The 19,992-nt window shown below is 73.7% G+C and carries 24 protein-coding genes; 6 read left to right on the top strand and 18 right to left on the bottom strand.

Features of this window, described 5'->3' with window-relative positions; translation table 11 throughout:
* Nucleotides 1-6 precede the first annotated feature (6 nt).
* The 12 genes from ACZ518_RS29755 to ACZ518_RS29700 form a co-directional block, all read right to left on the bottom strand.
* Nucleotides 7-756: an ABC transporter permease gene (locus ACZ518_RS29755; RefSeq protein ID WP_469116107.1), complete on the bottom strand. Its 750-nt coding sequence runs from the start codon at nucleotides 754-756 to the stop codon at nucleotides 7-9.
* A complete protein-coding gene (locus ACZ518_RS29750) occupies nucleotides 749-1,501 on the bottom strand; it encodes an ABC transporter ATP-binding protein (protein ID WP_469116106.1) in 753 nt (250 codons plus the stop codon). The genes ACZ518_RS29755 and ACZ518_RS29750 overlap by 8 nt, the downstream gene beginning before the upstream one ends.
* The gene (locus ACZ518_RS29745; RefSeq protein ID WP_388943019.1) at nucleotides 1,498-1,692 is read right to left on the bottom strand and encodes a hypothetical protein; all 195 of its coding nucleotides are present in this window, start codon (nucleotides 1,690-1,692) and stop codon (nucleotides 1,498-1,500) included. Before ACZ518_RS29745 ends, ACZ518_RS29750 begins: the two co-directional genes overlap by 4 nt.
* Before the next feature lie 167 nt (nucleotides 1,693-1,859).
* Nucleotides 1,860-2,024, bottom strand: coding sequence for a daptide-type RiPP (locus ACZ518_RS29740; protein ID WP_469116105.1), 165 nt, complete (start codon nucleotides 2,022-2,024; stop codon nucleotides 1,860-1,862).
* Nucleotides 2,025-2,095: 71 nt separating this feature from the next.
* A complete protein-coding gene (locus ACZ518_RS29735) occupies nucleotides 2,096-2,269 on the bottom strand; it encodes a daptide-type RiPP (protein ID WP_385764048.1) in 174 nt (57 codons plus the stop codon).
* Between the two features lie 74 nt (nucleotides 2,270-2,343).
* Nucleotides 2,344-2,517, bottom strand: a complete 174-nt coding sequence (locus tag ACZ518_RS29730; protein WP_385764048.1) for a daptide-type RiPP — start codon at nucleotides 2,515-2,517, stop codon at nucleotides 2,344-2,346.
* A gap of 134 nt (nucleotides 2,518-2,651) precedes the next feature.
* Nucleotides 2,652-3,836 (bottom strand): daptide-type RiPP biosynthesis dehydogenase, encoded by a 1,185-nt coding sequence (gene mpaC, locus ACZ518_RS29725; protein ID WP_469116104.1) that lies wholly within the window; start codon nucleotides 3,834-3,836, stop codon nucleotides 2,652-2,654.
* Nucleotides 3,833-5,143 carry a daptide-type RiPP biosynthesis aminotransferase gene (gene mpaD / locus ACZ518_RS29720; protein ID WP_469116103.1) on the bottom strand — a complete coding sequence of 437 codons (1,311 nt, stop codon included), beginning with the start codon at nucleotides 5,141-5,143 and terminating at the stop codon, nucleotides 3,833-3,835. Before mpaD ends, mpaC begins: the two co-directional genes overlap by 4 nt.
* Complete coding sequence (gene mpaM / locus ACZ518_RS29715; RefSeq protein WP_469116102.1) at nucleotides 5,140-6,030, bottom strand: daptide-type RiPP biosynthesis methyltransferase; 891 nt, start codon at nucleotides 6,028-6,030, stop codon at nucleotides 5,140-5,142. Before mpaM ends, mpaD begins: the two co-directional genes overlap by 4 nt.
* Before the next feature lie 5 nt (nucleotides 6,031-6,035).
* Nucleotides 6,036-7,052 carry a daptide biosynthesis RiPP recognition protein gene (gene mpaB / locus ACZ518_RS29710; protein WP_469116101.1) on the bottom strand — a complete coding sequence of 339 codons (1,017 nt, stop codon included), beginning with the start codon at nucleotides 7,050-7,052 and terminating at the stop codon, nucleotides 6,036-6,038.
* Between the two features lie 208 nt (nucleotides 7,053-7,260).
* The gene (locus ACZ518_RS29705; protein ID WP_469116100.1) at nucleotides 7,261-8,220 is read right to left on the bottom strand and encodes an LLM class flavin-dependent oxidoreductase; all 960 of its coding nucleotides are present in this window, start codon (nucleotides 8,218-8,220) and stop codon (nucleotides 7,261-7,263) included.
* Between the two features lie 50 nt (nucleotides 8,221-8,270).
* On the bottom strand, nucleotides 8,271-8,525 hold the full coding sequence (locus ACZ518_RS29700) for a hypothetical protein (RefSeq protein WP_469116099.1): 255 nt from the start codon (nucleotides 8,523-8,525) through the stop codon (nucleotides 8,271-8,273).
* Between the two features lie 235 nt (nucleotides 8,526-8,760).
* Between ACZ518_RS29700 and ACZ518_RS29695 the strand changes: the two genes are divergently transcribed.
* The gene (locus tag ACZ518_RS29695) at nucleotides 8,761-9,771 is read left to right on the top strand and encodes a LuxR C-terminal-related transcriptional regulator (RefSeq protein WP_469116098.1); all 1,011 of its coding nucleotides are present in this window, start codon (nucleotides 8,761-8,763) and stop codon (nucleotides 9,769-9,771) included.
* A 10-nt stretch (nucleotides 9,772-9,781) separates the two neighbouring features.
* On the opposite strand, the gene ACZ518_RS29690 is transcribed toward ACZ518_RS29695, so the two are convergent.
* Nucleotides 9,782-10,366, bottom strand: coding sequence for a hypothetical protein (locus tag ACZ518_RS29690; RefSeq protein ID WP_469116097.1), 585 nt, complete (start codon nucleotides 10,364-10,366; stop codon nucleotides 9,782-9,784).
* A 128-nt stretch (nucleotides 10,367-10,494) separates the two neighbouring features.
* On the opposite strand from ACZ518_RS29690, the gene ACZ518_RS29685 reads away from it, so the two are divergent.
* Nucleotides 10,495-11,202: a pyridoxal 5'-phosphate synthase gene (locus ACZ518_RS29685; protein WP_469116096.1), complete on the top strand. Its 708-nt coding sequence runs from the start codon at nucleotides 10,495-10,497 to the stop codon at nucleotides 11,200-11,202.
* A gap of 32 nt (nucleotides 11,203-11,234) precedes the next feature.
* Here the strand turns inward: ACZ518_RS29685 and ACZ518_RS29680 are convergent, their stop codons facing one another.
* The 3 genes from ACZ518_RS29680 to ACZ518_RS29670 all read right to left on the bottom strand — a co-directional run bounded on the left by ACZ518_RS29680 (nucleotide 11,235) and on the right by ACZ518_RS29670 (nucleotide 12,956).
* Nucleotides 11,235-11,660 carry a Zn-ribbon domain-containing OB-fold protein gene (locus tag ACZ518_RS29680; protein ID WP_469116095.1) on the bottom strand — a complete coding sequence of 142 codons (426 nt, stop codon included), beginning with the start codon at nucleotides 11,658-11,660 and terminating at the stop codon, nucleotides 11,235-11,237.
* Nucleotides 11,657-12,109, bottom strand: coding sequence for a DoxX family membrane protein (locus ACZ518_RS29675; RefSeq protein WP_469116094.1), 453 nt, complete (start codon nucleotides 12,107-12,109; stop codon nucleotides 11,657-11,659). The genes ACZ518_RS29680 and ACZ518_RS29675 overlap by 4 nt, the downstream gene beginning before the upstream one ends.
* Before the next feature lie 76 nt (nucleotides 12,110-12,185).
* Nucleotides 12,186-12,956, bottom strand: coding sequence for a maleate cis-trans isomerase family protein (locus ACZ518_RS29670; RefSeq protein ID WP_469116093.1), 771 nt, complete (start codon nucleotides 12,954-12,956; stop codon nucleotides 12,186-12,188).
* Between the two features lie 188 nt (nucleotides 12,957-13,144).
* On the opposite strand from ACZ518_RS29670, the gene ACZ518_RS29665 reads away from it, so the two are divergent.
* The 3 genes from ACZ518_RS29665 to ACZ518_RS29655 all read left to right on the top strand — a co-directional run bounded on the left by ACZ518_RS29665 (nucleotide 13,145) and on the right by ACZ518_RS29655 (nucleotide 17,567).
* Nucleotides 13,145-14,290 carry a flavin-containing monooxygenase gene (locus ACZ518_RS29665; RefSeq protein ID WP_469116092.1) on the top strand — a complete coding sequence of 382 codons (1,146 nt, stop codon included), beginning with the start codon at nucleotides 13,145-13,147 and terminating at the stop codon, nucleotides 14,288-14,290.
* A 160-nt stretch (nucleotides 14,291-14,450) separates the two neighbouring features.
* Nucleotides 14,451-16,679, top strand: a complete 2,229-nt coding sequence (locus tag ACZ518_RS29660) for an acetate--CoA ligase family protein (protein WP_469116091.1) — start codon at nucleotides 14,451-14,453, stop codon at nucleotides 16,677-16,679.
* Between the two features lie 168 nt (nucleotides 16,680-16,847).
* The gene (locus ACZ518_RS29655) at nucleotides 16,848-17,567 is read left to right on the top strand and encodes an enoyl-CoA hydratase/isomerase family protein (protein ID WP_469116223.1); all 720 of its coding nucleotides are present in this window, start codon (nucleotides 16,848-16,850) and stop codon (nucleotides 17,565-17,567) included.
* Between the two features lie 117 nt (nucleotides 17,568-17,684).
* On the opposite strand, the gene ACZ518_RS29650 is transcribed toward ACZ518_RS29655, so the two are convergent.
* Nucleotides 17,685-18,479: a VOC family protein gene (locus ACZ518_RS29650; protein WP_469116222.1), complete on the bottom strand. Its 795-nt coding sequence runs from the start codon at nucleotides 18,477-18,479 to the stop codon at nucleotides 17,685-17,687.
* A 122-nt stretch (nucleotides 18,480-18,601) separates the two neighbouring features.
* Entirely contained in the window at nucleotides 18,602-19,189 is a 588-nt protein-coding gene (locus tag ACZ518_RS29645; protein ID WP_469116090.1) for a hypothetical protein, read from the bottom strand.
* A gap of 91 nt (nucleotides 19,190-19,280) precedes the next feature.
* Here ACZ518_RS29645 and ACZ518_RS29640 point away from each other — a divergent pair, with 91 nt between their 5' ends.
* Nucleotides 19,281-19,895 (top strand): flavin reductase family protein, encoded by a 615-nt coding sequence (locus tag ACZ518_RS29640; protein ID WP_469116221.1) that lies wholly within the window; start codon nucleotides 19,281-19,283, stop codon nucleotides 19,893-19,895.
* Nucleotides 19,896-19,992 lie beyond the last annotated feature (97 nt).

Raw genomic sequence — 19,992 nt, 5'->3', positions numbered from 1 at the left:
TCTGGATCACCCTTGGATGACGTCGCGGGAGAGCAGCAGCTGGCGGGCGGCGGTCCCGGCGGCGGCGAGCCAGCCGGCGAGGACCAGGAGCGCGAGCGGTACGGAGAGCAGCTCGGGCTTGCCGTCGAGGTAGACGGAGCTCATCGCGATGGTGGGCAGGTAGGCGGCGGCCTTCGGGGCGAGTTCCTGGAGGCCAGGCTCGACGAGGAGGGTGAGCGCGATGACGGTGACGACGGTGGCGAGCTGGCTGCGGACGATCCAGCCGAGGAGCGCGCCCCAGGGGGCGGCGATCGCGTTGACGGTGACGACGCCGAGGACGATGCGGGTGGTGTGGCCGGTCCAGTCGCCGTCGTAGCCGAAGTGGCCGGGGAGGGTGTACGCGCACAGTACGGCGAGGGCGGCGGCGAGGACGCCGTTGAGGAGTCCGGCGGCGGTGGCGACGAGGGCCTTGGCGGACAGCAGCCGCAGCCGGCCGCCGCTGAGCAGGACCGAGCGGGCGATGGCGCCGGTGTTGTACTCGCGGGTGACGAGGATGGCGCCGAACACGGCGGACATCAGGAAGGTCATCATCCACGCCTGGGCCATGTCGTCGGTGACGGCGGCGGCGGTGGACTTGCCGAGGGCGATGGCCTCGTCGCCCGTGGAGGCGTACCCGAAGCAGGTGAGCAGGGACATGAAGATCCCTGCGGTGGCGAGGATCAGCCAGGTGCGGCCGGTCCAGGCCTTCATCCACTCGCCTGCGAGGACGTTACGCATGGGTCAGCCTTTCGGTGCGCGCGGCGGTCTCGGCGTCCCCGTCCACCAGCGAGAAGAAGCGGTCTTCGAGGCGCTGGGCGCCGTCGGAGGTGAGCTCGGCGAGGGAGCCGGCGAAGCGCAGGGTGCGCTGGATGACGACGACGTCGTCGACGGTCTGCTCGACCTCGGCGAGGAGGTGGCTGGAGACCAGGACGGTGCGGCCTTCGGCGGCCAGGGCGCGCAGGGTGTCGCGCAGCCAGCGGATGCCGTCCGGGTCGAGGCCGTTGGCGGGCTCGTCCAGGATGAGGAGTTCGGGGTCGGCGAGCAGTGCGGTGGCGAGGGCCAGGCGCTGCTTCATGCCGGTGGAGTAGCCCTTGGCGGCGCGGTCGGCGCTGTCGGTGAGGCCGACGCGGTCGAGGACCTCGTCGACACGGGCGTTGGAGACGCCGAGGGTGCGGGCCCAGATCCGCAGGTCGCGGCGGCCGGAGGCGCCGGGGGTGGGGCCGACCCCGTCCATGCAGACGCCGACGCGGCGGGCGGCGTCGGGGAGCTCGGTGTAGGGGTGGCCGAAGATCGTGGCGGTGCCGGATGTGGGGCGGACCAGGCCGAGGAGCATGCGCAGGGAGGTGGACTTGCCGGCGCCGTTGCGGCCGAGCAGTCCGGTCACCCGGCCGGGGCGGACCTCGAAGGTCACGTCCTGCACGGCGGTGAACGGGCCGAACTCCTTGGTGAGGCCCGAGGCGCGGACGACGCCGGCGGCGCTCATCGCTTGCTCGCGGCGACGTTGGCGCCGACCTTGGCGGCGCAGGCGACGAGACCGAGGCCGATGACCGTCATGACGGCGACGAGCGCGGCTCCGGTCAGCTGCGCGTTGGCGACGGCCAGTGCCAGCGCGAGCAGCGCGGCGGTCGTCCCCAGCTGTCCGTTCGTCCCCTTGCGGGGGTTCTCCTTCGGCATGTTGGCTCCCTCTTCCTTCCGCTCGGTGCGTGTGGTGCGTGTGGTGCGTGGTGGGGTGCAGGGGCCCGCGGCGGTGGCTTTCGCCACCGCCACGGGACCAAGTCACCCTGGGGGACCGGCAGTCCGGTCCGCTGTGATCTCGGCAGCCGCCCGGGCTACCGGTGCGATCAGGTGGCGAGCGTGGCGCTCGCGACGGCGACACCGCTGATGACGATTCCCTGCTTGAAGCCGGACCAGAAGCCCGGGGCCTCCATGGCCTCCAGCTCCTGCATGCCGAGCTCCAGGTTGCTGTCGGTGGCGATGGCGATGTCCTGCTTCACGATGTCCTGCATGGGGTTCTCCTGTATCCGTGTGGTGTGTTGCGGTGGGTGGAAGGCGTACCGCCGTGCGCGGTACGGGCTTCTCAGGTGGCGATGAGGGCCGCGGAGGCCACGTACGAGCCGTAGCCCGCCGCGGAGGTGACGACCACACCGGCGCTGACGCCGATACCGGTCCACCAGCCCGGGGCCTCCATGGCCTCAAGCTCCTGCATGCCCAGCTCCAGGGCGGGGAAGGTCTCGATCGCGTTGTCCTGCATGGGTGGTTCTCCTGTTCCGTGCGGTGTGTTCAGCGGGAGGTGCGGGGTGTACCGCCGTGCGCGGTACGGGCTTCTCAGGTGGCGATGAGGGCCGCGGAGGCCACGTACGAGCCGTAGCCCGCCGCGGAGGTGACGACCACACCGGCGCTGACGCCGATACCGGTCCACCAGCCCGGGGCCTCCATGGCCTCGAGCTCCTGCATGCCCAGCTCCAGGGCGGGGAAGGTCTCGATCGCGTTGTCCTGCATGAGAGGTACTCCTGTTCCGTGTGTGTTGATCAGGGCGTGCTCTGTGCGTGGGATGTGCTCGGTGGGAGCGGTGCTCCCGTCCGCGCCTCGCGGCGGTGCCTGCGGGTGCGGAAGTCCGTGGTGCCGGGCCGGTGTCAGGCCGCGGCGGCGTCGGCCAGCAGGCCGTACACGTCGTCGGTGCGCAGGCCGCCGAGCATCGGCAGTCCGGCGCCCCAGGCGCGGACGGTGCGGTTCGCGATCTCGGCGAGCCGGTCGGGTCCCGCACTGATGCCGCGGTGGATCCCCCAGGAGTCGGTGAGGGCTTCGATGCCCGCCGCCGGGTCCGCGGGGAGGTTGCCGGGGTCGGTGGCCCGCAGCCGGGACCACAGGCGCTGCAGCCTGTCGGCCGAGCCGAGCCGGGCCTCGCCGTCGGAGACGGCCCGCCACAGGTGCGGCAGGATCGCCGCGACCGCGGTCATCTTGCGCACTCCGAGGGCGGAGGACAGCTCGTTGGCGATGAGCCAGCCCTTGACCGCGTACAGGTCGCGGCCGAGGTGGGCCCATTCGGCGTGGCTGAGGCTGCTGAGTTTGGCGATCTCCAGCCGCAGCCGGTCGTCGGTGGGGCGGTCGGCGCGGCGCGCGTCGCGCACCTCGTGCCCCAGCAGCACCAGCCGTTCGGCGATGGTCTCCACCAGCGCGTCCTCGGTGGGCAGGTCCCCGTGGTCGCCGACGTACGGGCTGACCACGCGGTGCAGTGCTTCGAGGACTCCTTCGGCGACGAGTTCGTCGTCGAGGGTGGCGGTGGCGAGCGGGTCCAGGACGGCTGCCCTGGGCCGCAGTGCGGTGCCCATCACCAGCCGCTTGCCGTGGCCGGGGTAGCCGAGGCAGGCGACGCCGCTGGACTCGGTGCCGGTGCCGACCGTGGTGGGTACGGCGACCAGCGGGAGTCCGTGCCGGGTGGTGTGGCCGAGGACCAGCAGTCCGCTGCGCTGCGGCACCGTGAGGCGGGCGTACGCGTCGGGGTTGGTCCGGATCACGGCGGCCAGCTTGACCTGGTCGAGGAGGGAGCCCCCGCCGATCCCGACGAGCAGCTCGGCGTCCGCGAGCCGGCCGGCGAGCGCGGCCACCGATTCCAGGTCGCCGGGGCCGGACAGCTCCAGCACCGTCGTCTCGTACCGGTCCCCGGCGAGCAGGGCCCGGACGCGGGCGGTGACCGGGGCGGCGGCGACCGCCGCGTCCACGAGGACGGTGATCCGCCGCTCGGGGCGTCCGGTGAACCAGGCGCCCAGGCTGTCGCAGCCGATGAGCTGCTGCGCCGGGGCGTGCCAGCCGGCGCTCACGCCAGGGCCTCCGCCGCCGGGGCGGCGGTGCGTGCCAGGTGGAGGTCCAGTCCGGCGGTGACGCGGGCGAGGAGTTCGGTGAGTTCGGCGTCGGTGTAGGTGAGGGCGGGGAAGAGCTGGATCCCGTTCACCCCGGGGTGGACGATGGCGCCGGCGTCCCGGACGGCGCGGACCAGGGCGTGGACCTGGTCCTGCGGGAAGGGGGTACCGTCCGGGTCGCACAGCCGGACGGAGCGGAAGCAGCCGAGGCCGGTGGTGGACGCCACCCGGGGGTGGGTGGCGACGAGCGCGTCGAGTGCGGTGTCGAGCCGCTCCGCGAGGCGCCGGCCGAGGGCGACCGCGTCGAGGCGGCGCATCTCGTCGAGGGTGGCGGTGATGGTGGCGCAGGTGACGGGGGTCCCGGCCTGGGTCTCGCCGTGGGTGAGCATGGCGCCGGCGTCGGTGAAGGCCTGGGCCACCTGGCGGGAGGCGATGACGACGGCGGCGGCGCTGGTGCCGTTGGTGAGTCCCTTGGAGGAGACGAGCAGGTCGGGCTGTTCGGCCCACTGCTGGGAGGCGAAGAGGCTGCCGGTGCGGCCGAAGCCGGTGGCGACCTCGTCGGCGACCAGCAGGAAGCCGTGCTCGCGGCGCAGCCGCAGCAGCTCGGAGAGGTACTCCTCAGTGAGGGGGACGGCGCCGCTGCCGAGGACCGGCTCGACGACGACGGCGGCGATCTGGGCGCCCTGGCGGGCCATGAGCGCGTTCAGCTCGGCGGGGTCGTTGGGGGCGACGTGGCGGACGAACCGCTGGTCGACCCCGTACAGCTGCTGGCCGAGGTCGTCGCCGGTGAGGGCGAAGCTGCCGAAGGTCAGGCCGTGGTAGCTGCCGCGCAGGCCGACGACGACCTTGCGGCGCGGCTCGTCGCGCAGTGCGTGGTAGTGCCGGGCGACCTTCATGACGAGGTCGTTGGCGGCGCCGCCGGAGGTGGAGAACAGCACCCGGCCGTAGTGTGCGGGGCCGGCCGCTTCGACGAGGGCCTCGGCGGCCCGGCGGGCGTAGGTGTTCTCGTAGCGGAAGACGGAGAGGTACGAGGCCTCGCGGAGGGCTTCGGCGGCGGCGCGGGCGATCGCCTCGTTGCCGTAGCCGATGTTGGTGTTCCACAGGCCGCTGGAGCCGTCGAGGAGTTCGCGGCCGTCGGCGAAGCGGACCCGTACGCCGTGTGCGGAGACCGCGCAGGTGTCGTCGCGGCCCTGGTCCTGCGGTGCGGTCAGGGACGGCCACAGCGGGTGGTGGCCGGGGGTCGCGGTCGTCGTGGTGGTGTCGTTCACGGGGTCACCTCCGTTTCGAGCAGTACGTCGTGGTGGCGCTCGCCGACGGCGGGCAGCGGGTGCCGGGACAGGACCGAGAACCCGGCGGCGGCCAGTTCGGCCTCCAGGAGTGCGGCGGGCAGGACGCCGATGGTGGTGGTGCACACCTGCACGGGGCCTTCGCCGCCTTCGCCGCCTTCGTCGCCGAGGCCGGCGGGGAAGAGGGTGACGGTGCGGCTGCCGGAGTCGGGCGTCCAGTGTTCGAAGAGGCGGTAGGCGCGGCCGCTGTCGGTCACGATCTCCATGTCGACCTCGGCGGAGCCCTCCCCGGTGGCGGCCATGTCGACCGTCGAGAGCAGGAACCGGCCGCCGGGCTCCAGGTGTTCACGGACGGCCCGGTAGAGGCCGACGCGGCCTTCGGCGTCGAGCAGGGAGATCGTGGTGGTGCCCAGCACGATCGCGCCGAAGCGGCGGCCGAGGTCGAACGCGCTCATGTCGGCCCGGACGGGCAGGCAGCGTGCGCGCAGTGCGGGCGGGGCGGCGGCGAGCCGCTCGTCGAGCAACTCCAGCATGTAGGAGGAGAGTTCGAGGGCGGTGACCTGGCGTCCCAGCGCGAGCAGGGGCAGCGTGAGGCGTCCGGAGCCGGCCGCCAGGTCGAGGACGTCGCCGGGGATGCGGCGGACCAGGGCGAGCAGCTCGCGCACCTCGTGGGTGCCGGTGCCGGCGAGGTCGTGGTAGACCGAGGCTCCGACCGCGTCGTACAGGTCGCACAGCACGGCCCGGTCGCCGAGGGAGGCGAGGAGTTCGCCGGCGCGTCCGGGGACGTCGGCGGGGGTGGGGACGCGGTGGCCCGCGTCGGACATCGGCTTGGTGGTCGTCATCGTCATCGTCGTCGTCATCGCGGTCATGGCGGTCAGTGCCCCGCCGTCACGAGTTCGCCGGACCGCAGGGTGACCCCGGCGTCCTCGAAGTAGGCGGCGACCTGCTCCAGGCCCGCCCGGTCGGCGTAGGAGGCGCCCACCTCCACCGAACCGGCGACGAGCAGCACCTCGGCGAGGCCGGCGGCGACCGGGTCGAGGCCGAAGGTGCGCCCGCTCGCCGGGTCGTGGACGAAGGCGTGCTCGCCCGACCACAGCAGCAGCGGCAGCAGCGCGTCGGCGGTGTCCGCGGCGGCGTCGGCCGGGAACGAGGCCGCGGCGGCGCTCAGCCGGCCGCCGAACCCGGAGACGCGTACGTCGGCCAGGCCGCGGGCCCGCAGGTCGCGGACGGCGGAGACGGCGGCGAGGTAGCGCCCCAGCCAGGGGCGTTCCGCGGCCGGTCCGCCGTCGGCGGCGGCGTCGAGGAGCCAGCGGCTGTCGAGCTGCTCCAGGGTGTCCTCGCCGAGGACGCCGAGCCGGGTGCCGCCCGGGGTGGTGGACAGGAAGCCGTCCTGGTCGGCGTACAGGCGGCAGCGGGGGCCGTCGCCGGCCGGGCCCGCGCCGAGGGCGGGCAGGTCGGCGAGCTGGATGACGGGGTTGGTGAGGAAGTCGGGGAAGGTGCCCGCCTGCCGGGCCTGGTCGGCGTCGGCGAGGTAGGCGTCGAGGTCCATGTCGTCGGCGACGCGGATCAGCGTGGGGCCGACCACCGACATGTAGGCGCTGACGCCGTAGTTCTGGATCTGGAGGTAGAAGTCCGTGCCGAGGGAGCATTCCAGGCCGGGCTCGCTGAGCGAACCCTCGTAGCCGGCGACGACGGGGCCGTCCGGGATTCCCGCGTCCGGGGTGTGGCCGGGGGCGAACACCACGGACCGCGGGCCTACGAGGTCGGAGCCGAGCAGCGTGGAAAGGTGGTCCGGATTCTCCAGGACGACGGTCGCGGAGCCCGTCGCGGAAAGCTCCGCCCCCGGCTTTCCGGTACCCCAGAGCATCAGATGCCGTTTGATTCCCGCCATGACTCCCCCTTCAAGGAATGCGAAGCAAAGTGAAGCGATGTGAAGCGATGCGAAGTGATGCGTAGCGATGCGAAGTGATTCGGTGGACGCGTGAACGCGTGAACGCGGTGGCGTACCGGACGCGTCAGCCGGACTCCGGCCGGGGCCGGTCCGGGGCACGCCGGATCGGGGCCCGGCCGTGCTGGGGCCGGACCCGGAGGTTCCGGGGTCAGGCCAGGGCGGACAGAATCGTCCGGAGTTCTTCGGAGGCCGCCTGCGGGCCGTAACAATTGGCCACGCCGGTGACGTTCAGGACGACTTCGTCGACGCCCGCCTCCTCGTACTCCTTCAGCTGTGCGACGAGTTCCGCCACGTCGCCGCTGAGGAATCCGCGCCCTTCGACGAGGGCGCGGGCGTCCAGCTCCCGGTCCGTGCCGGTGATGCCGATCCCGGACTTGCGCAGCATGTCGATGTAGTGCGGAAGTCCCAGGTGCGCGGAGTTGCTGGCCAGTGCGATCTCACCGGCCGTGCGGTCCTTCCTGGCGAGCGCCAACGGCACCATCGCCGTCAGCCTGGGCACCGGCCGGCCGGCCTTCGCCGCGCCTTCGCGCAGCGCCGGCAGGACGGTGTCCCGCAGGTAGGCGGCCGGGGTCAGCCAGGTGATCGCCACGTCGGCGACCTCTCCGGCGAGCCGGGCCATGGCGGGCCGCAGCACGCCGAGGCCGATCTCCACCGGGGCGGAGGGGAAGGGCACGAGCTGCGCGTCGCAGGTGACGTAGTCACCCGCGATCCGCACGTGTTCCCCGGCCAGCAGGCCGCGCACGGCCGTCAGGTACTCGCGGGCCGCGGTCAGTGGACTGCGGTACGGGGCCCCGCGCAGGGCCTGCTGGAGGGAGGGCGCCCCGGGCCCGAAGCCGGCGGTCACCGGCTGCCCGGTGGCCAGGGCCAGCGAGCGGGCCTGGAGCGCGGCCTCGTAGGGGTGGCGCAGCGGCATGAGCGTCACGCCCAGCCCGGTGGGGACCCGGAAGCCGGCTCCCGCGGCGTGGACGAACCCGTGGTGGGGTTCGACCATCAGGGACTGTCCCTGCCAGAGCCGCTGCGCCTGGGTCCAGTGGACGAGGCCGGCGTAGGGGAGGATCTGTTCCGGCCGGGTCGGCAGGAACGGTATGAGTACCGAGTGGGTGGTCATGGTGCGGCTCCCCTTCTTCCTTCCTCGTTCTCGGTTGCGTGGCTGTCGCGTTAAACCCAGTCGAAGGTTTCGCGCCGGTCGACGGGCGGCTTCGGCTTGGGCCCGCACTTCGTGAAGTCGGTCTCGTCGAGTTCCACCACGGAGAGGAAGCAGCGGGCCTTTTCGGCCGCGTGGCCGGACGCGGTGAGCTGGTCCTGGGCCGGCGGGTGGATGAAAGGACCGGAGAAGGTCAGTCCGGCCGCGACCGCGAATCCCGCGATGAGCGAGGCGATTCGGGTGCGCCCGCCGAGCTGGTTCTTCTTCATCGTTTCCCCCTGTGTGGATCGCCGTTGTTCCGACATGGATAAGACTGCCGTTCGGTGGACTCGCTTTCGAGCGTTTCCGGACGCAGCTTCCTGCGTCGGTGTGTGCAACAAGCTGCACGGATGCTGGAACCAAGACCGGTGGGAACGCTTCCGTTACCCATGGTCAGCCGGTGCCCGCGTTCGTATGATCAGCCCACCGTGCTGACCACACGGAGCACCACCACAAGGGGGAACCATGCACGCCGGAAGCCTCGTCCACTTGGGGATGTCAGCCGAGGACGAAGACCTGTACAGATGCCTGCTCCGCCTCACGGAGGGCACGCCCCCCGTACTGGCCGAACACCTCGGGGCGCCGGTGGACGAGGTGGAGGAGTGGCTGGCGCGGCTGGAGTCGATGGAGCTGACCTCCCTGGCCGACAACGGCAGCATCCGCCCGGCCCCGCCCGCGATCGCGGTGCAGCGGCTGATCGACCTGCGGCTGCGGGAGCTCCAGGAGGAGCTGCGGCGGGTGGCGGCCGAACAGCGTGTGGTGGAGTCGCTGCTGGCCGAGCGGGACGCGGTACGCCCGGCCGCGCGCGAGGCGTCGGAGCGGCCGGCCATCGAGCGGGTGGAGGGGACGCCCAACGTCCGGGCGGTGATCGACGAGCTGACCTTCTTCACCCGGGAGGAGGGGCTGACCACGCAGCCGCACGGGGCTCTGAGCGCGGCCAGCATCGAGGCGTCCCGGCCGCTGGACGCCCGGATCCTGCGGCGGGGCATCAAGATGCGCACCATCATGCGCCCGGCGGCGGTGGAGGACGCCCCGACGCTGGCCTACCTCCAGGAGATCTCGGCGATGGGGGCGGACATCCGGATCTCGGACAAGCCGCTGGAGCGGATGCTGGTCTTCGACCGGGCGGCGGCGCTGACCCCGATCGACCCGCAGAACCCGCGCCTGGGCGCGCTGGTGATCCGCGAGACGGGGCTGGTGGCGAACCTGGTGTCGCTGTTCGAGCGGATGTGGTCGGACTCGGTGCCGCTGGCGGAGGCGGTCGCGGCCCGGCAGGGGCCGGAGGGCGGGCTGAGCGAGATCGAGCGCAAGGTGCTGGCCACCATGTACCAGGCGGAGAAGGACGAGACCGGGGCCCGCGAGGTGGGCGTCTCCGTCCGCACGTACCGCAAGTACGTGGCGGACCTGATGCAGCGCCTCGGGGCGACGAACCGCTTCCAGGCGGCCCTCCTGGCCCGCGACCACGGCTGGATCTGAGGAGCCCGGCCTATACCGGCGCGGGCCGGCCCCGTCCGTCGACGGGGTCCCCGGCCGGCTCCTCGTCGCCGTCCTCGTCGCCGTCGTCGTCGCAGTACGGGCACCACGGCCCCAGGCGGTTGTGCGTCCGTGTCAGCCAGTTCACGGTCGCGGTGAAGGCGAGCCCGAGGCTGAGGAAGACGTTGGCCCGCGCCGCGGCGCCGTCCATCCCGAGCATGGCGTAGACGGGACCGGCGCCCAGGACCAGGAGCGCGAGGGACACGGCGACGCCCAGGAAGAACCTCGGGAGCGTCGCGGTCCCGGCGTGGAACGCCCGCAACGCCCGGCGCGTCCCGCCGGGCTCCCGGGCCGACTCGGCCGGGTTGAGCGGCATCACCCGGACACACTCCGCACAGGGCGGCCCCCACCGGTGCCGGATCTGCATCACGGTCGGGACGAACATCAGGAACTGCCCGACCAGGGATGCGGCCTGCCCGGCCGGCGTCCCGGAGGTGACCAGCAGGGCGGTGATCACGACGGCGACGGCGGCCCCTTCGACCACGGTCCCGTAGTGACGGTGCCTCAACCTGGTGGCCCGCCTGAACCAGTACGTCATGAAGAGACCACCTCACAGAATCCCCGCCCCCGTGGCATACCCCTGATGGTATGTATACCTCCAGTGGGATACAAGGGTGTGCGGCGATCTTGTACCGCGCCGGCGCCCGACCTCTTAGCCTGGGCCGCATGACGAACGACGGCGACGGCAGCGGCAGCGGCAGCGGCAGCGGCAGCAGCGAGTTCCACGAGGTCCTGCACTCCCTGCGGGTGTGGGACGTCCCGCTCCCCGGCTTCGATCCGGGGGACGCCCCCGGTACGCCGGTGGAACTGTTCCGGGAGTGGTTCCTGCACGCCGCGCGGGCGGGACAGCCGGAGCCGCACACGATGAGCCTGGCGACGGTGGACGCCGAGGGGCGGCCCGACGCGCGCGTGCTGATGCTGCACGACGCCGACGAGCGGGGCTGGCACTTCGCCTCGCACTCCACCAGCGCCAAGGGCCGCCAGCTGGCGGGCCGGGCGGACGCGGCGCTGGTCTTCTACTGGCCGTCCGTGGCGCGGCAGGTGCGCGTCCGGGGCCGGGTCGTGGCGTGTGGGCCCGAGGAGAGCCGGGCGGACCTGGCGGTGCGTTCGCGCGGGGCGCTGGCGGCCGCGCTGACCGGCCGGCAGAGCGAGGTGCTGGGCTCCGCCGAGGAGCTGGCGCGGGCCTCGGCGGCCGCGTGGGAGCGGGCCGCGGCGGAGCCGGACGCGCCGGCGCCGACCTGGACGCGGTACGTACTGGAGCCCGCCGAGGCGGAGTTCTTCCAGGGCGACACCGCGCGCCGGCACGTCCGCCTGCGCTACCGCCGGGCGGACGGCGGCGCGGACGCCTGGGTGCGGGAGCTGCTCTGGCCTTAGGGGGTGTCCGGCGGATCAGGGTCGGACAGGCCCTAGGGGGTGTCGCCGTCCGGGCGGAAGACCGGCACCCACACCCCCTCCGCCGCCTCGCGGAAGGTGGCGCGCAGGGGCATGCCGATGCGGAGGTCCTCGTACGGGCAGTCGACGACCTCGGTCATCATCCGGGGCCCCTCCGCGAGGTCGACGACGGCCGCCGCGTAGGGGACGCGGGTACCGAAGGGCGGGAGGTCGTTGCGGTGGACGACGGACCAGGTGTAGAGGGTGGCGCGGCCGCTCGCCTCCTCCCAGGCGACGCGGTCCTCGCCGGCCCAGCAGGAGGGGCAGAACTCGCGCGGGTAGTGGTGGGCGCGCCCGCAGTCGGCGCAGCGGCGCAGCAGGAGACGGCCCCCGGCCGCCGCGTCCCAGTAGGGGCGGGTGAACTCGTCCGTCTCGGGCAGGTCGTACCGTGCGGCGCTCACAGGAAGAGTCCGGTCGTCGCGTCGAGGGACCAGGTCTGCCAGGACATCGCGCCGAGCGCGACGAGGGAGATGAGGGCCATCATCGAGTTCTGGCCCTGCTCGGCCCAGTCGTGGATCATCAGGACCAGGTAGAGCACGTTCAGCAGCAGGCCGCCGACCAGGGCGACCGGGGTGAGGAAGCCGAGTACGAGGCCCAGCCCGAGGGCGAGTTCGGCGTAGACGACGACGTACGCCATCAGCCGCGGCCGGGGCTGGACGACCTTCTCGAAGCCGCCCTTGACGAAGCCCCAGCGGTGCTTGCCGGCGACGTCGGCGGCCCAGGCGATGCCGGTGCCGCGTTCGAACCAGCCCTTCTTGTCCTTGTGCCGCCAGCTCTCCAGCCACCACAGGCCGAGGCCTATCCGCAGCACGGCGAGCCATTCGGCGCCGGTGAGCCAGACGGTCTGCACGGTCCACCCCTCCACCCACTCGATCTGACGGTACGTCAGTTCAGCGGATCGGCGGCGATCCCGCAAGGGCCCCGGCTCAGGGGATCGAGAACAGCCGCCCGTACCCCCGGACCCCGTCCACCGGCTCGCCCGCCGCGCGCAGGGCGGCCCACAGCAGCACCTGGTTCGCGGTCAGCACCGGCCGCTCCAGCTCCGCCTCCAGGGCCTCGATCACCCCGGCCGCCCGGAAGCCGTTGCCGCCGACCACCACCGCCTGCGCCGCGTCGGGTACCTGCTCCAGCACCCACCCGTACAGGGCCTCCGGCCGGATCAGCGCCTGCCCGCTGGGCAGCCCGCACGGGGCCGCGTACGCGACCTCGAACCCGGTCTCCTCGTAGTAGCCCCGCCCCAGGTCGCTCAGGGTGGCGTCGAACCACGGCGGATCGACCAGCGCGAGCCGCTCGGCCCCGAGGGCGCGCAGCGCCTCGACGGCGGCGGCGCAGGTGGCGACCACGGGCAGGCCGCCGGCGCGCTCGGTCAGCCGCTCCCGCATGTACGCCTCCCCGCGCGCGCCGATCACGTACGCGGAGCTGGTGAAGGCGTACGCGATCGCCGCCACCGGCGCGGCGGCCAGCAGCTCGACGGCGTCGTCCACGTGCGGCGGCTCGGCGAAGGCCCGGACGGGGGCGAGCGGCACGGTGAGGCCCATCGCGCCGCCGGGGCCCATCGCGGCGAACGGGACCCGGGCGGCGTGCAGGCCCACGTCCGCCGGGGCCATGGCGCGCAGCTCCGACTCGGGGCCGACGTCGGCGTGGGGGGTGAGGACTCCGAGGCGGACGCGCACGTCCCACCCGTCGGGCTGCCACATCACGCACGCACTCCTCTCCAGGGCCGGACACGGGGCCGGACACGGGGCCGGATGTCCCACTTTGACACCATCCGCGCCGCCCTGGCGGCGGGCCGCGCCGGTGCGGCCCGCCGCCCGTGATCGATCCGCAATCGATTCCCTCCTCGTCCGAGACCCATCAACACTGGGTGTCGATACGCTCACTGGCCATGCCCGAGCCCGACCTGACCTCCACCGAACCCCGCCCCGTGTACGTGATCGGCGCGGGCCCCGGCGGCCTCGCCGTCGCCGCCGCACTGCGCGCCCGCGGGGTGCGCGCGGTGGTCGTCGAGCGGACCGGCGCGGTCGGCGCCTCGTGGCGCGGCCACTACGAGCGGCTGCGGCTGCACACCACCCGGCGGCTGTCGGGCCTGCCCGGGCTGGCGATCCCGCGCCGCTTCGGACGCTGGGTCGCGCGGGCCGACGTGGTCCGGTACCTGGAGAAGTACGCCGAGTTCCACGAGCTGGAGCTGGTGACCGGTGTCGAGGTGACCCGGATCGAGCGCGCCGCCGACGGGGAGGGCTGGACCCTGCACGCCTCGGGCGGCCGGCTGCTCGCGGCCCGCGCGGTGGTGGTGGCGACCGGCTACAACCACACCCCGGCGGTGCCCGACTGGCCGGGCCGCGAGGCGTACACCGGGCGGCTGCTGCACGCCCGCGACTACCGGAACCCGGCCCCGTACGCCGGGCGGGACGTGCTCGTCGTCGGCGTCGGCAACACCGGCGCGGAGATAGCCGCGGACCTCGCCGAGGGCGGTGCCGCGCGGGTGCGGCTCGCCGTGCGCACCGCCCCGCACATCGTGCGCCGCTCCACCCTGGGCTGGCCGGCGCAGCGCACGGGGATCCTGGTGCGCAGGCTGCCGGTGCGGCTGGTGGACCGGCTGGGGGCGCTCGCCGCCAAGGCCGTCCCGGACCTGTCGGCGTACGGTCTGCCGCGCCCGGCGCCGGGCCTGTACAGCAGGGTCCTGGAGGGGGCGGTGCCGGTGCAGGACGTCGGCCTGATCAAGGCCGTGCGCGGGGGCCGGGTGGAGCCGGTGGCCGCCGTGACCGGCTTCGACGGCGACGAGGTGGTCCTGGCCGACGGTACGCGGATCACCCCGGACGCGGTGGTGGCGGCGACGGGCTACCGGCGCGGGCTGGAGGGGCTGGTGGGCCACCTGGACGTACTGGACGAGCGCGGCCGCCCGATCGCGCACGGCGCCCGCGCGCCGCGCAACGCGCCGGGGCTGTACTTCACCGGGTACACGAACCCGATCAGCGGCATGCTCCGCGAGCTTTCCCTGGACGCCGTGCGCATAGCCAGGGCCCTGTCCTAGAGGGCCGAAATCCCCTCTGTACCGAAGCGAACACCTCTGCCACCGTTCAAGCACACCACCTCCACCACCTTTCCTGCGCATCCCTGTTCCTGACGGCGCGTCAGTTCAGTAATCTGACTACGCGTCAGCTATGGACTCATCGAGCAGGGCGGGCGAAGCGATGCTTGGATCTACTCACGGCACCCTCACCACCGACTTCCGCGCACGCGTCGAGGCCTGCGGGGAGACCCCCAGGACGGCCGTCCACTCCACGGCGACACCCGAGGACTCGGACGCCCTGGACGTCAGCGGACGGCCCCTGCACTCCGACGTGCCCGACCTGGACCGGTTCTTCCGGCCCGAGTCCGTGGCGGTCATCGGCGCCTCCGACGCCGAAGGCAGGCCCAACACCGGCATCACCCGGCAGCTCATCGCCTGGGCCGAACGCGTCGGCGCCCGCGTCCACCCCGTGCACCCGACCCGCACCGCCGTCTTCGGACTGCCCTGCCACGCCTCGGTGGCCGAGCTGCCCGAACAGGTCGACCTCGCGGTGCTCCTCGTCGCCGACCCGATCCCCGTCATCGAGGAACTGGCCGACACCAAGGTCAAGTTCGCCGTCGCCTTCGCCTCCGGCTTCGCCGAGACGGGCGACGCGGGCGCCGCGGCCCAGGCCCGCCTGGCCGCCGCCGTGCGCCGCTCCGGGCTGCGCCTGCTCGGCCCGAACACCAACCTCAACGCCTTCGAGAAGTTCCGCGACGACCTCGACGGCCCCGCCATCGCCCTCATCACCCAGTCCGGGCACCAGGGCCGGCCCGTCTACACCCTCCAGGAGCTCGGCATCCGCCTCTCCCACTGGGCCCCCACGGGCAACGAGGCCGATCTCGAAACCTCCGACTTCATCTCCTACTTCGCCGAGCGGCCCGAGGTCGGGGCCATCGCCTGCTACGTCGAAGGCCTCAAGGACGGCCGCTCCTTCCTCCTGGCGGCCGACCGCGCCGCCCGCAACAAGGTCCCGGTCGTCGCGGTCAAGGTCGGCCGCACCGAGACCGGCGCCCGCATGGCCGCCTCCCACACCGGCAAGCTCACCGGGGCCGACACCGTCGTGGACGCCGCCATGCGGCAGTTCGGGGTCATCCGGGTCGACGGGCTGGACGAACTCCAGGACACCGCCGCCCTCCTGGCCCGGGCCCGGCCGCCGCGGGCCGACGGGGTCGTCGTGTACTCCATCTCCGGCGGCACCGGCGCCCACTTCTCCGACCTGGCCACCGAGGCGGGCCTCACCCTGCCGACCCTCCCGGACTCCAAACAGGCCGAACTCCACCAGTGGATCCCCTCCTACCTCAACGTCGCCAACCCCGTCGACAACGGCGGCCACCCCGTGGGCGACTGGCGCGGCCGCAAGATCATCGACGCGATCCTCGCCGACCCCTCCGTAGGCGTCCTGATCTGCCCGATCACCGGCCCCTTCCCCCCGATGAGCGACAAGCTCGCGCAGGACCTGGTCGACGCCGCCGAAGCCACCGACAAGCTGGTCTGCGTCATCTGGGGCTCCCCCGTCGGCACCGAGGAGGCCTACCGCACCACCCTCCTCGGCTCCTCCCGCGTGGCCACCTTCCGCACCTTCGGCAACTGCATCACCGCCGTCCGCGCCTACCTCGAACACCACCGCTTCACGGCCTCCTACCGCTCCCCCTTCGCCGAGGCCCCCCGCACCCCGTCCCCCTCCCACCGCAAGGCCCAGGCCCTGATGCGGCCCGGGCAGCAGCTCAGCGAACACGCCGCCAAGCAGCTGCTGCGGGCGTACGGGATCCGCGTACCGCGCGAGCAGCTGGTGACCAGCGCGGCGGCGGCGGTCCGCGCGGCGGGGCTCGTCGGCTACCCGGTGGTCATGAAGGCCTCGGGCCCGCAGCTGGCCCACAAGACGGAACTCGGCCTGGTCAAGGTCGGCCTCACCTCGGCCAGCCAGATCCGCGACGCGTACCGCGAGCTGACGGACATAGCCCGCTACGAGAACGTCCCGCTGGACGGGATCCTGGTCTGCCAGATGATCGAACGCGGCGTCGAGATGGTCGTCGGCGTCACCCAGGACCCCCTCTTCGGCCCCACCGTCACCGTCGGCCTCGGCGGCGTCCTGGTGGAGGTCCTGCGCGACGCGGCGGTGCGCGTACCCCCCTTCGGGGAGGACCAGGCCCGCACGATGCTCCGCGAACTGCGCGGGCACGCACTGCTGGAAGGCGTACGGGGCGCACCGCCGGCGGACGTGGACGCGCTGGTGGAGGTCGTCCTGCGGGTCCAGCGGATGGCGCTGGAACTGGGCGACGACCTCTCCGAGCTGGACATCAACCCCCTGATGGTCCTGCCCCGCGGGCAGGGGGCGGTGGCCCTGGACGCACTGGCCATATGCCGCTGACCGGCGCGTCCCGGGGCGGCGTCCGCCCGCCGCCCGCCGCCGCCCGCCCGCCTCGGCCCCCGCCCGCCTCGGCCCCCGCCCCCGAACAGGAGCACGCACCCCGTGGACGAGATCCTGCACCGCACGGACGCCGGCGTCAGCTGGATCACCCTCAACCGGCCCGACGCCATGAACGCCCTCACCTGGGACCAGCGCGAGCGCGTCATCGCGCTGCTCGACGCCGCCTCCGCCGACCCCGGCGTCCGGGCCGTCGTCGTCACCGCCACCGGCAAGGGGTTCTGCGCCGGCGCCGACCTCCGGGGAGGGAACGCCTCCGGCGAGCGCGTCGCCGGCGACGTGGCCCGCATGATCCGCCTCGGCGCCCAGCGCCTGATCACCGCCGTCCTCGACTGCGAGAAACCCGTCATCGCCGCCGTCAACGGCACCGCCGCCGGCATCGGCGCGCACCTCGCCCTCGCCTGCGACCTCGTCATCGCCTCCGACACCGCCCGCTTCATCGAGGTGTTCGTCCGCCGCGGCCTCGTCCCCGACGGGGCAGGCGCCTACCTCCTGCCCCGGCTCCTCGGCCCGCAGAAGGCCAAGGAGCTGATGTTCTTCGGCGACGCCGTCCCCGCCGCCGAGGCGGCCCGGCTCGGCCTGGTCAACAAGGTGGTCCCCGCCGACGGGCTGGAGGCCGCCGCCCGCGACTGGGCCGAGCGGCTCGCGCAGGGCCCCACCCGTGCCCTCGCGCTCACGAAGCAGCTGGTCAACGCCTCCCTCGACAGCGACCGCGCCACCGCGCTGGCCGCCGAGGCCACCGCCCAGGAGCTCAACATGACCACCGCCGACGCGAACGAGGGCGTGGCGAGCTTCGTGGAGCGCCGCACCCCGAAGTACCTGGGGCGCTGAGGCCTGCCCCGGACGACTGAAATCGATCACCCATGAGGCAGCAGTGACCAGCTGAACCGGTCCGGCAGGCGGGGCGCACGCCCCGCCGGCCGGACCCCGGTCACGCACGGCGGCGGGCTACATCCGGGGGGCGGGCTTGAGCAGGGCGAACACCGCTCCGGCCGGGTCGGAGGCCCAGGCGATCCGGCCGACGTCCGGCATGTCGGCGGCCGGCATCAGCACCGCGCCGCCGTTCTCCTCGATGGCCGTGACGGTGGCGTCGACGTCCGCCACCTGGAAGTACGGCACCCAGCGCGGGACCATCGTCGAGGCGCCGCCCGCGCCCTCGCCCTGCGGGGCCACCCCGCCGAAGGACCCCTCCTCCTGGTCCCCGTCGCCGATGCTCAGCACCCGGTACGTCATCCCCGGCGCCTCCATCTCGATGTACCGCCAGCCGAACACCCCGGCGTAGAAGCGGATCGCGGCGACCGGGTCCGGTACGTGGAGCTCCGCCCACACCAGCGTGTTCACCTCGGAGGCGGCCTCCAGCCCGCCGGTCTTCCCGGGCTGCCAGGAGGCGAACTCCGCGCCCTGCGGGTCGGTGAACTGGGCCAGCCAGCCCTCGCCCATGACGTCCATGGGCTCCATCCGCACCCGTCCGCCCCCGGCGCGCACCGCCTCGGCCGTGGCCTGCATGTCGGGGCTCTGGAAGTGCACCATCCACGCCGACCGCGCGCCCTCCTGGGTGAGCGGACCGAGCCCGGCCACGGTCTTCCCGTCCAGCTTGAAGAACCCGTACCCGCCCGCCTCGGGCCCTGCGGAGACGAACTCCCAGCCGAAGACCGACCGGTAGAAGGCGGCGGCCGCGTCGGTGTCGGGGCTCCCGAGGTCGAGCCAGTTGGGCGATCCGGTACGGAAGGCGGTGCCGAGCATGGGTTCCTCCAGCGGGTGGGGCGACACGGTCGCTGGCCACCATGCCCACCCCTCGTGCACGGCACGGCGTACGTCCGCACGGGCCCCGACGGATTCACCCGTTCGGGGGGTGCGGCCGGTCCTCAGCCGCCGAGCAGGAACCCGGCCCCGAAGAGCAGCAGCACCAGCAGGAGGGCCACGGTCACGGCGGCGCCGCGCGCGAGCGTCTGCGCCGGGCCCGTGTCCCGTGCCCGCGCGTACAGCGCCCCCGCCACCGGCAGCACCGCCAGCCCGGCCACCCACGCCCAGGTCGCCCCGAAGGGCAGCCCGCGCCGCCACCCCTCGGCCGCGTAGAGCGCCGCGAGGGCCGCGCCCAGCAGGACGGCCGCCCCGGCGGCGGGCAGGCCGGTGCGCCGGCCGAGGGCCCGGGCCGCGGCCGTGACGGGGAGCGCGAACAGCGCGGTGTGGAGCAGCCCCAGCAGCGGGAACAGCAGGGGGGCCACACAGAGCAGGACCATGATCCCGAAAGCTCCGCCGCTGGCGCCGTCGTACCCCTCCCGGGCGGTGTGGAGCACGGAGGCCACCAGCAGCAGCAGTGGCTGCCCGGCCGCCAGGGCCAGGGCCCCGGGCAGCTCGCGGTTCCACACGCTCGCCGGCTCGCGCACCTGCGGCCCCCGCCCGCGCACCCGTACGGCGTACGCCATCGCGCCCCACCCACCCCACTTGAACACGTTCAATACGCTCGCACCCTACACCCCGACCCCGGCTCCACCCCCGCACCCCTTCCCATCTGACGAACCGTCAGCTTCAATCGGGAAGGTGATGGGACACGCAGGGATGGCGGCCACCGTCGTCCGATACCTCAGGTCAGCCGGCTCCCCCACCTCCGCCGGACACGTCGACGCTCTGCCCCGCCCCGACCTCCGGGCCGTCGGCGAGGACGAGCGCGCCCCCGTCGGCCCCGCCGAGTTCCGGGCCGTACTGGGCAACTTCGCGAGCGGGGTCACGGTCATCACCGCCCCGGCCGCCGAGGGCGAGGAGGGCCCGGCCGGCTTCGCCTGCCAGTCCTTCGCCTCGCTCTCCCTGGACCCGCCCCTGGTCACCTTCATGGTGGCCCGCACGTCGACCACCTGGCCGCGGATCGCCCGCGCCGGGGTGTTCTGCGTCAACATCCTCGGAGCCGGACAGGGCGAGCTGTGCCGGGCCTTCGCGGTCAGCGGCGCCGACAAGTTCGCCGGGGTCTCCCACCGGCCCGCCCCCGCCACCGGATCCCCGCAGCTGGACGACGTACCGGCCTGGATCGACTGCCGGATCCACGCCGTCCACACCGGCGGGGACCACCTCATCGTGGTCGGCCGGGTCGAGGCCATGGGCGCCGCCGGCGAGGGCGGCCCGCTCCTCTTCCACAAGGGCCGCTTCGCCCGCCTGGCCGACTGACCCGCCCTGCCCGACCGGCCGCAGTCCTGCGGTCGGCGTCGGGGCGGGGCCACGGGGAACACGTACGGGCCGGGGCGCACCCGGTGGACGGGCACCA

The organism is Streptomyces sp. NPDC033966, assembly GCF_055575955.1.
Note: the sequence above shows the minus strand (reverse complement) of the source record. Positions and strands in the feature narration are given on the sequence as shown.

Excerpts from the sequence above, each read along its gene's own strand:
- mpaB (WP_469116101.1), bottom strand. The coding sequence starts at position 7,052 with ATGGCGGGAATCAAACGGCATCTGATGCTCTGGGGTACCGGAAAGCCG.
- ACZ518_RS29655 (WP_469116223.1), top strand. The coding sequence starts at position 16,848 with ATGAACGCCCTCACCTGGGACCAGCGCGAGCGCGTCATCGCGCTGCTC.
- ACZ518_RS29745 (WP_388943019.1), bottom strand. The coding sequence starts at position 1,692 with ATGCCGAAGGAGAACCCCCGCAAGGGGACGAACGGACAGCTGGGGACG.
- ACZ518_RS29685 (WP_469116096.1), top strand. The coding sequence starts at position 10,495 with ATGACGAACGACGGCGACGGCAGCGGCAGCGGCAGCGGCAGCGGCAGC.
- mpaM (WP_469116102.1), bottom strand. The coding sequence starts at position 6,030 with ATGACCGCGATGACGACGACGATGACGATGACGACCACCAAGCCGATG.
- ACZ518_RS29735 (WP_385764048.1), bottom strand. The coding sequence starts at position 2,269 with ATGCAGGACAACGCGATCGAGACCTTCCCCGCCCTGGAGCTGGGCATG.
- ACZ518_RS29730 (WP_385764048.1), bottom strand. The coding sequence starts at position 2,517 with ATGCAGGACAACGCGATCGAGACCTTCCCCGCCCTGGAGCTGGGCATG.
- ACZ518_RS29670 (WP_469116093.1), bottom strand. The coding sequence starts at position 12,956 with ATGTGGCAGCCCGACGGGTGGGACGTGCGCGTCCGCCTCGGAGTCCTC.
- ACZ518_RS29650 (WP_469116222.1), bottom strand. The coding sequence starts at position 18,479 with ATGCTCGGCACCGCCTTCCGTACCGGATCGCCCAACTGGCTCGACCTC.
- ACZ518_RS29750 (WP_469116106.1), bottom strand. The coding sequence starts at position 1,501 with ATGAGCGCCGCCGGCGTCGTCCGCGCCTCGGGCCTCACCAAGGAGTTC.
- ACZ518_RS29695 (WP_469116098.1), top strand. The coding sequence starts at position 8,761 with ATGCACGCCGGAAGCCTCGTCCACTTGGGGATGTCAGCCGAGGACGAA.
- ACZ518_RS29690 (WP_469116097.1), bottom strand. The coding sequence starts at position 10,366 with ATGACGTACTGGTTCAGGCGGGCCACCAGGTTGAGGCACCGTCACTAC.
- ACZ518_RS29755 (WP_469116107.1), bottom strand. The coding sequence starts at position 756 with ATGCGTAACGTCCTCGCAGGCGAGTGGATGAAGGCCTGGACCGGCCGC.
- ACZ518_RS29700 (WP_469116099.1), bottom strand. The coding sequence starts at position 8,525 with ATGAAGAAGAACCAGCTCGGCGGGCGCACCCGAATCGCCTCGCTCATC.
- ACZ518_RS29705 (WP_469116100.1), bottom strand. The coding sequence starts at position 8,220 with ATGACCACCCACTCGGTACTCATACCGTTCCTGCCGACCCGGCCGGAA.
- ACZ518_RS29640 (WP_469116221.1), top strand. The coding sequence starts at position 19,281 with ATGGGACACGCAGGGATGGCGGCCACCGTCGTCCGATACCTCAGGTCA.
- ACZ518_RS29665 (WP_469116092.1), top strand. The coding sequence starts at position 13,145 with ATGCCCGAGCCCGACCTGACCTCCACCGAACCCCGCCCCGTGTACGTG.
- ACZ518_RS29740 (WP_469116105.1), bottom strand. The coding sequence starts at position 2,024 with ATGCAGGACATCGTGAAGCAGGACATCGCCATCGCCACCGACAGCAAC.
- ACZ518_RS29660 (WP_469116091.1), top strand. The coding sequence starts at position 14,451 with ATGCTTGGATCTACTCACGGCACCCTCACCACCGACTTCCGCGCACGC.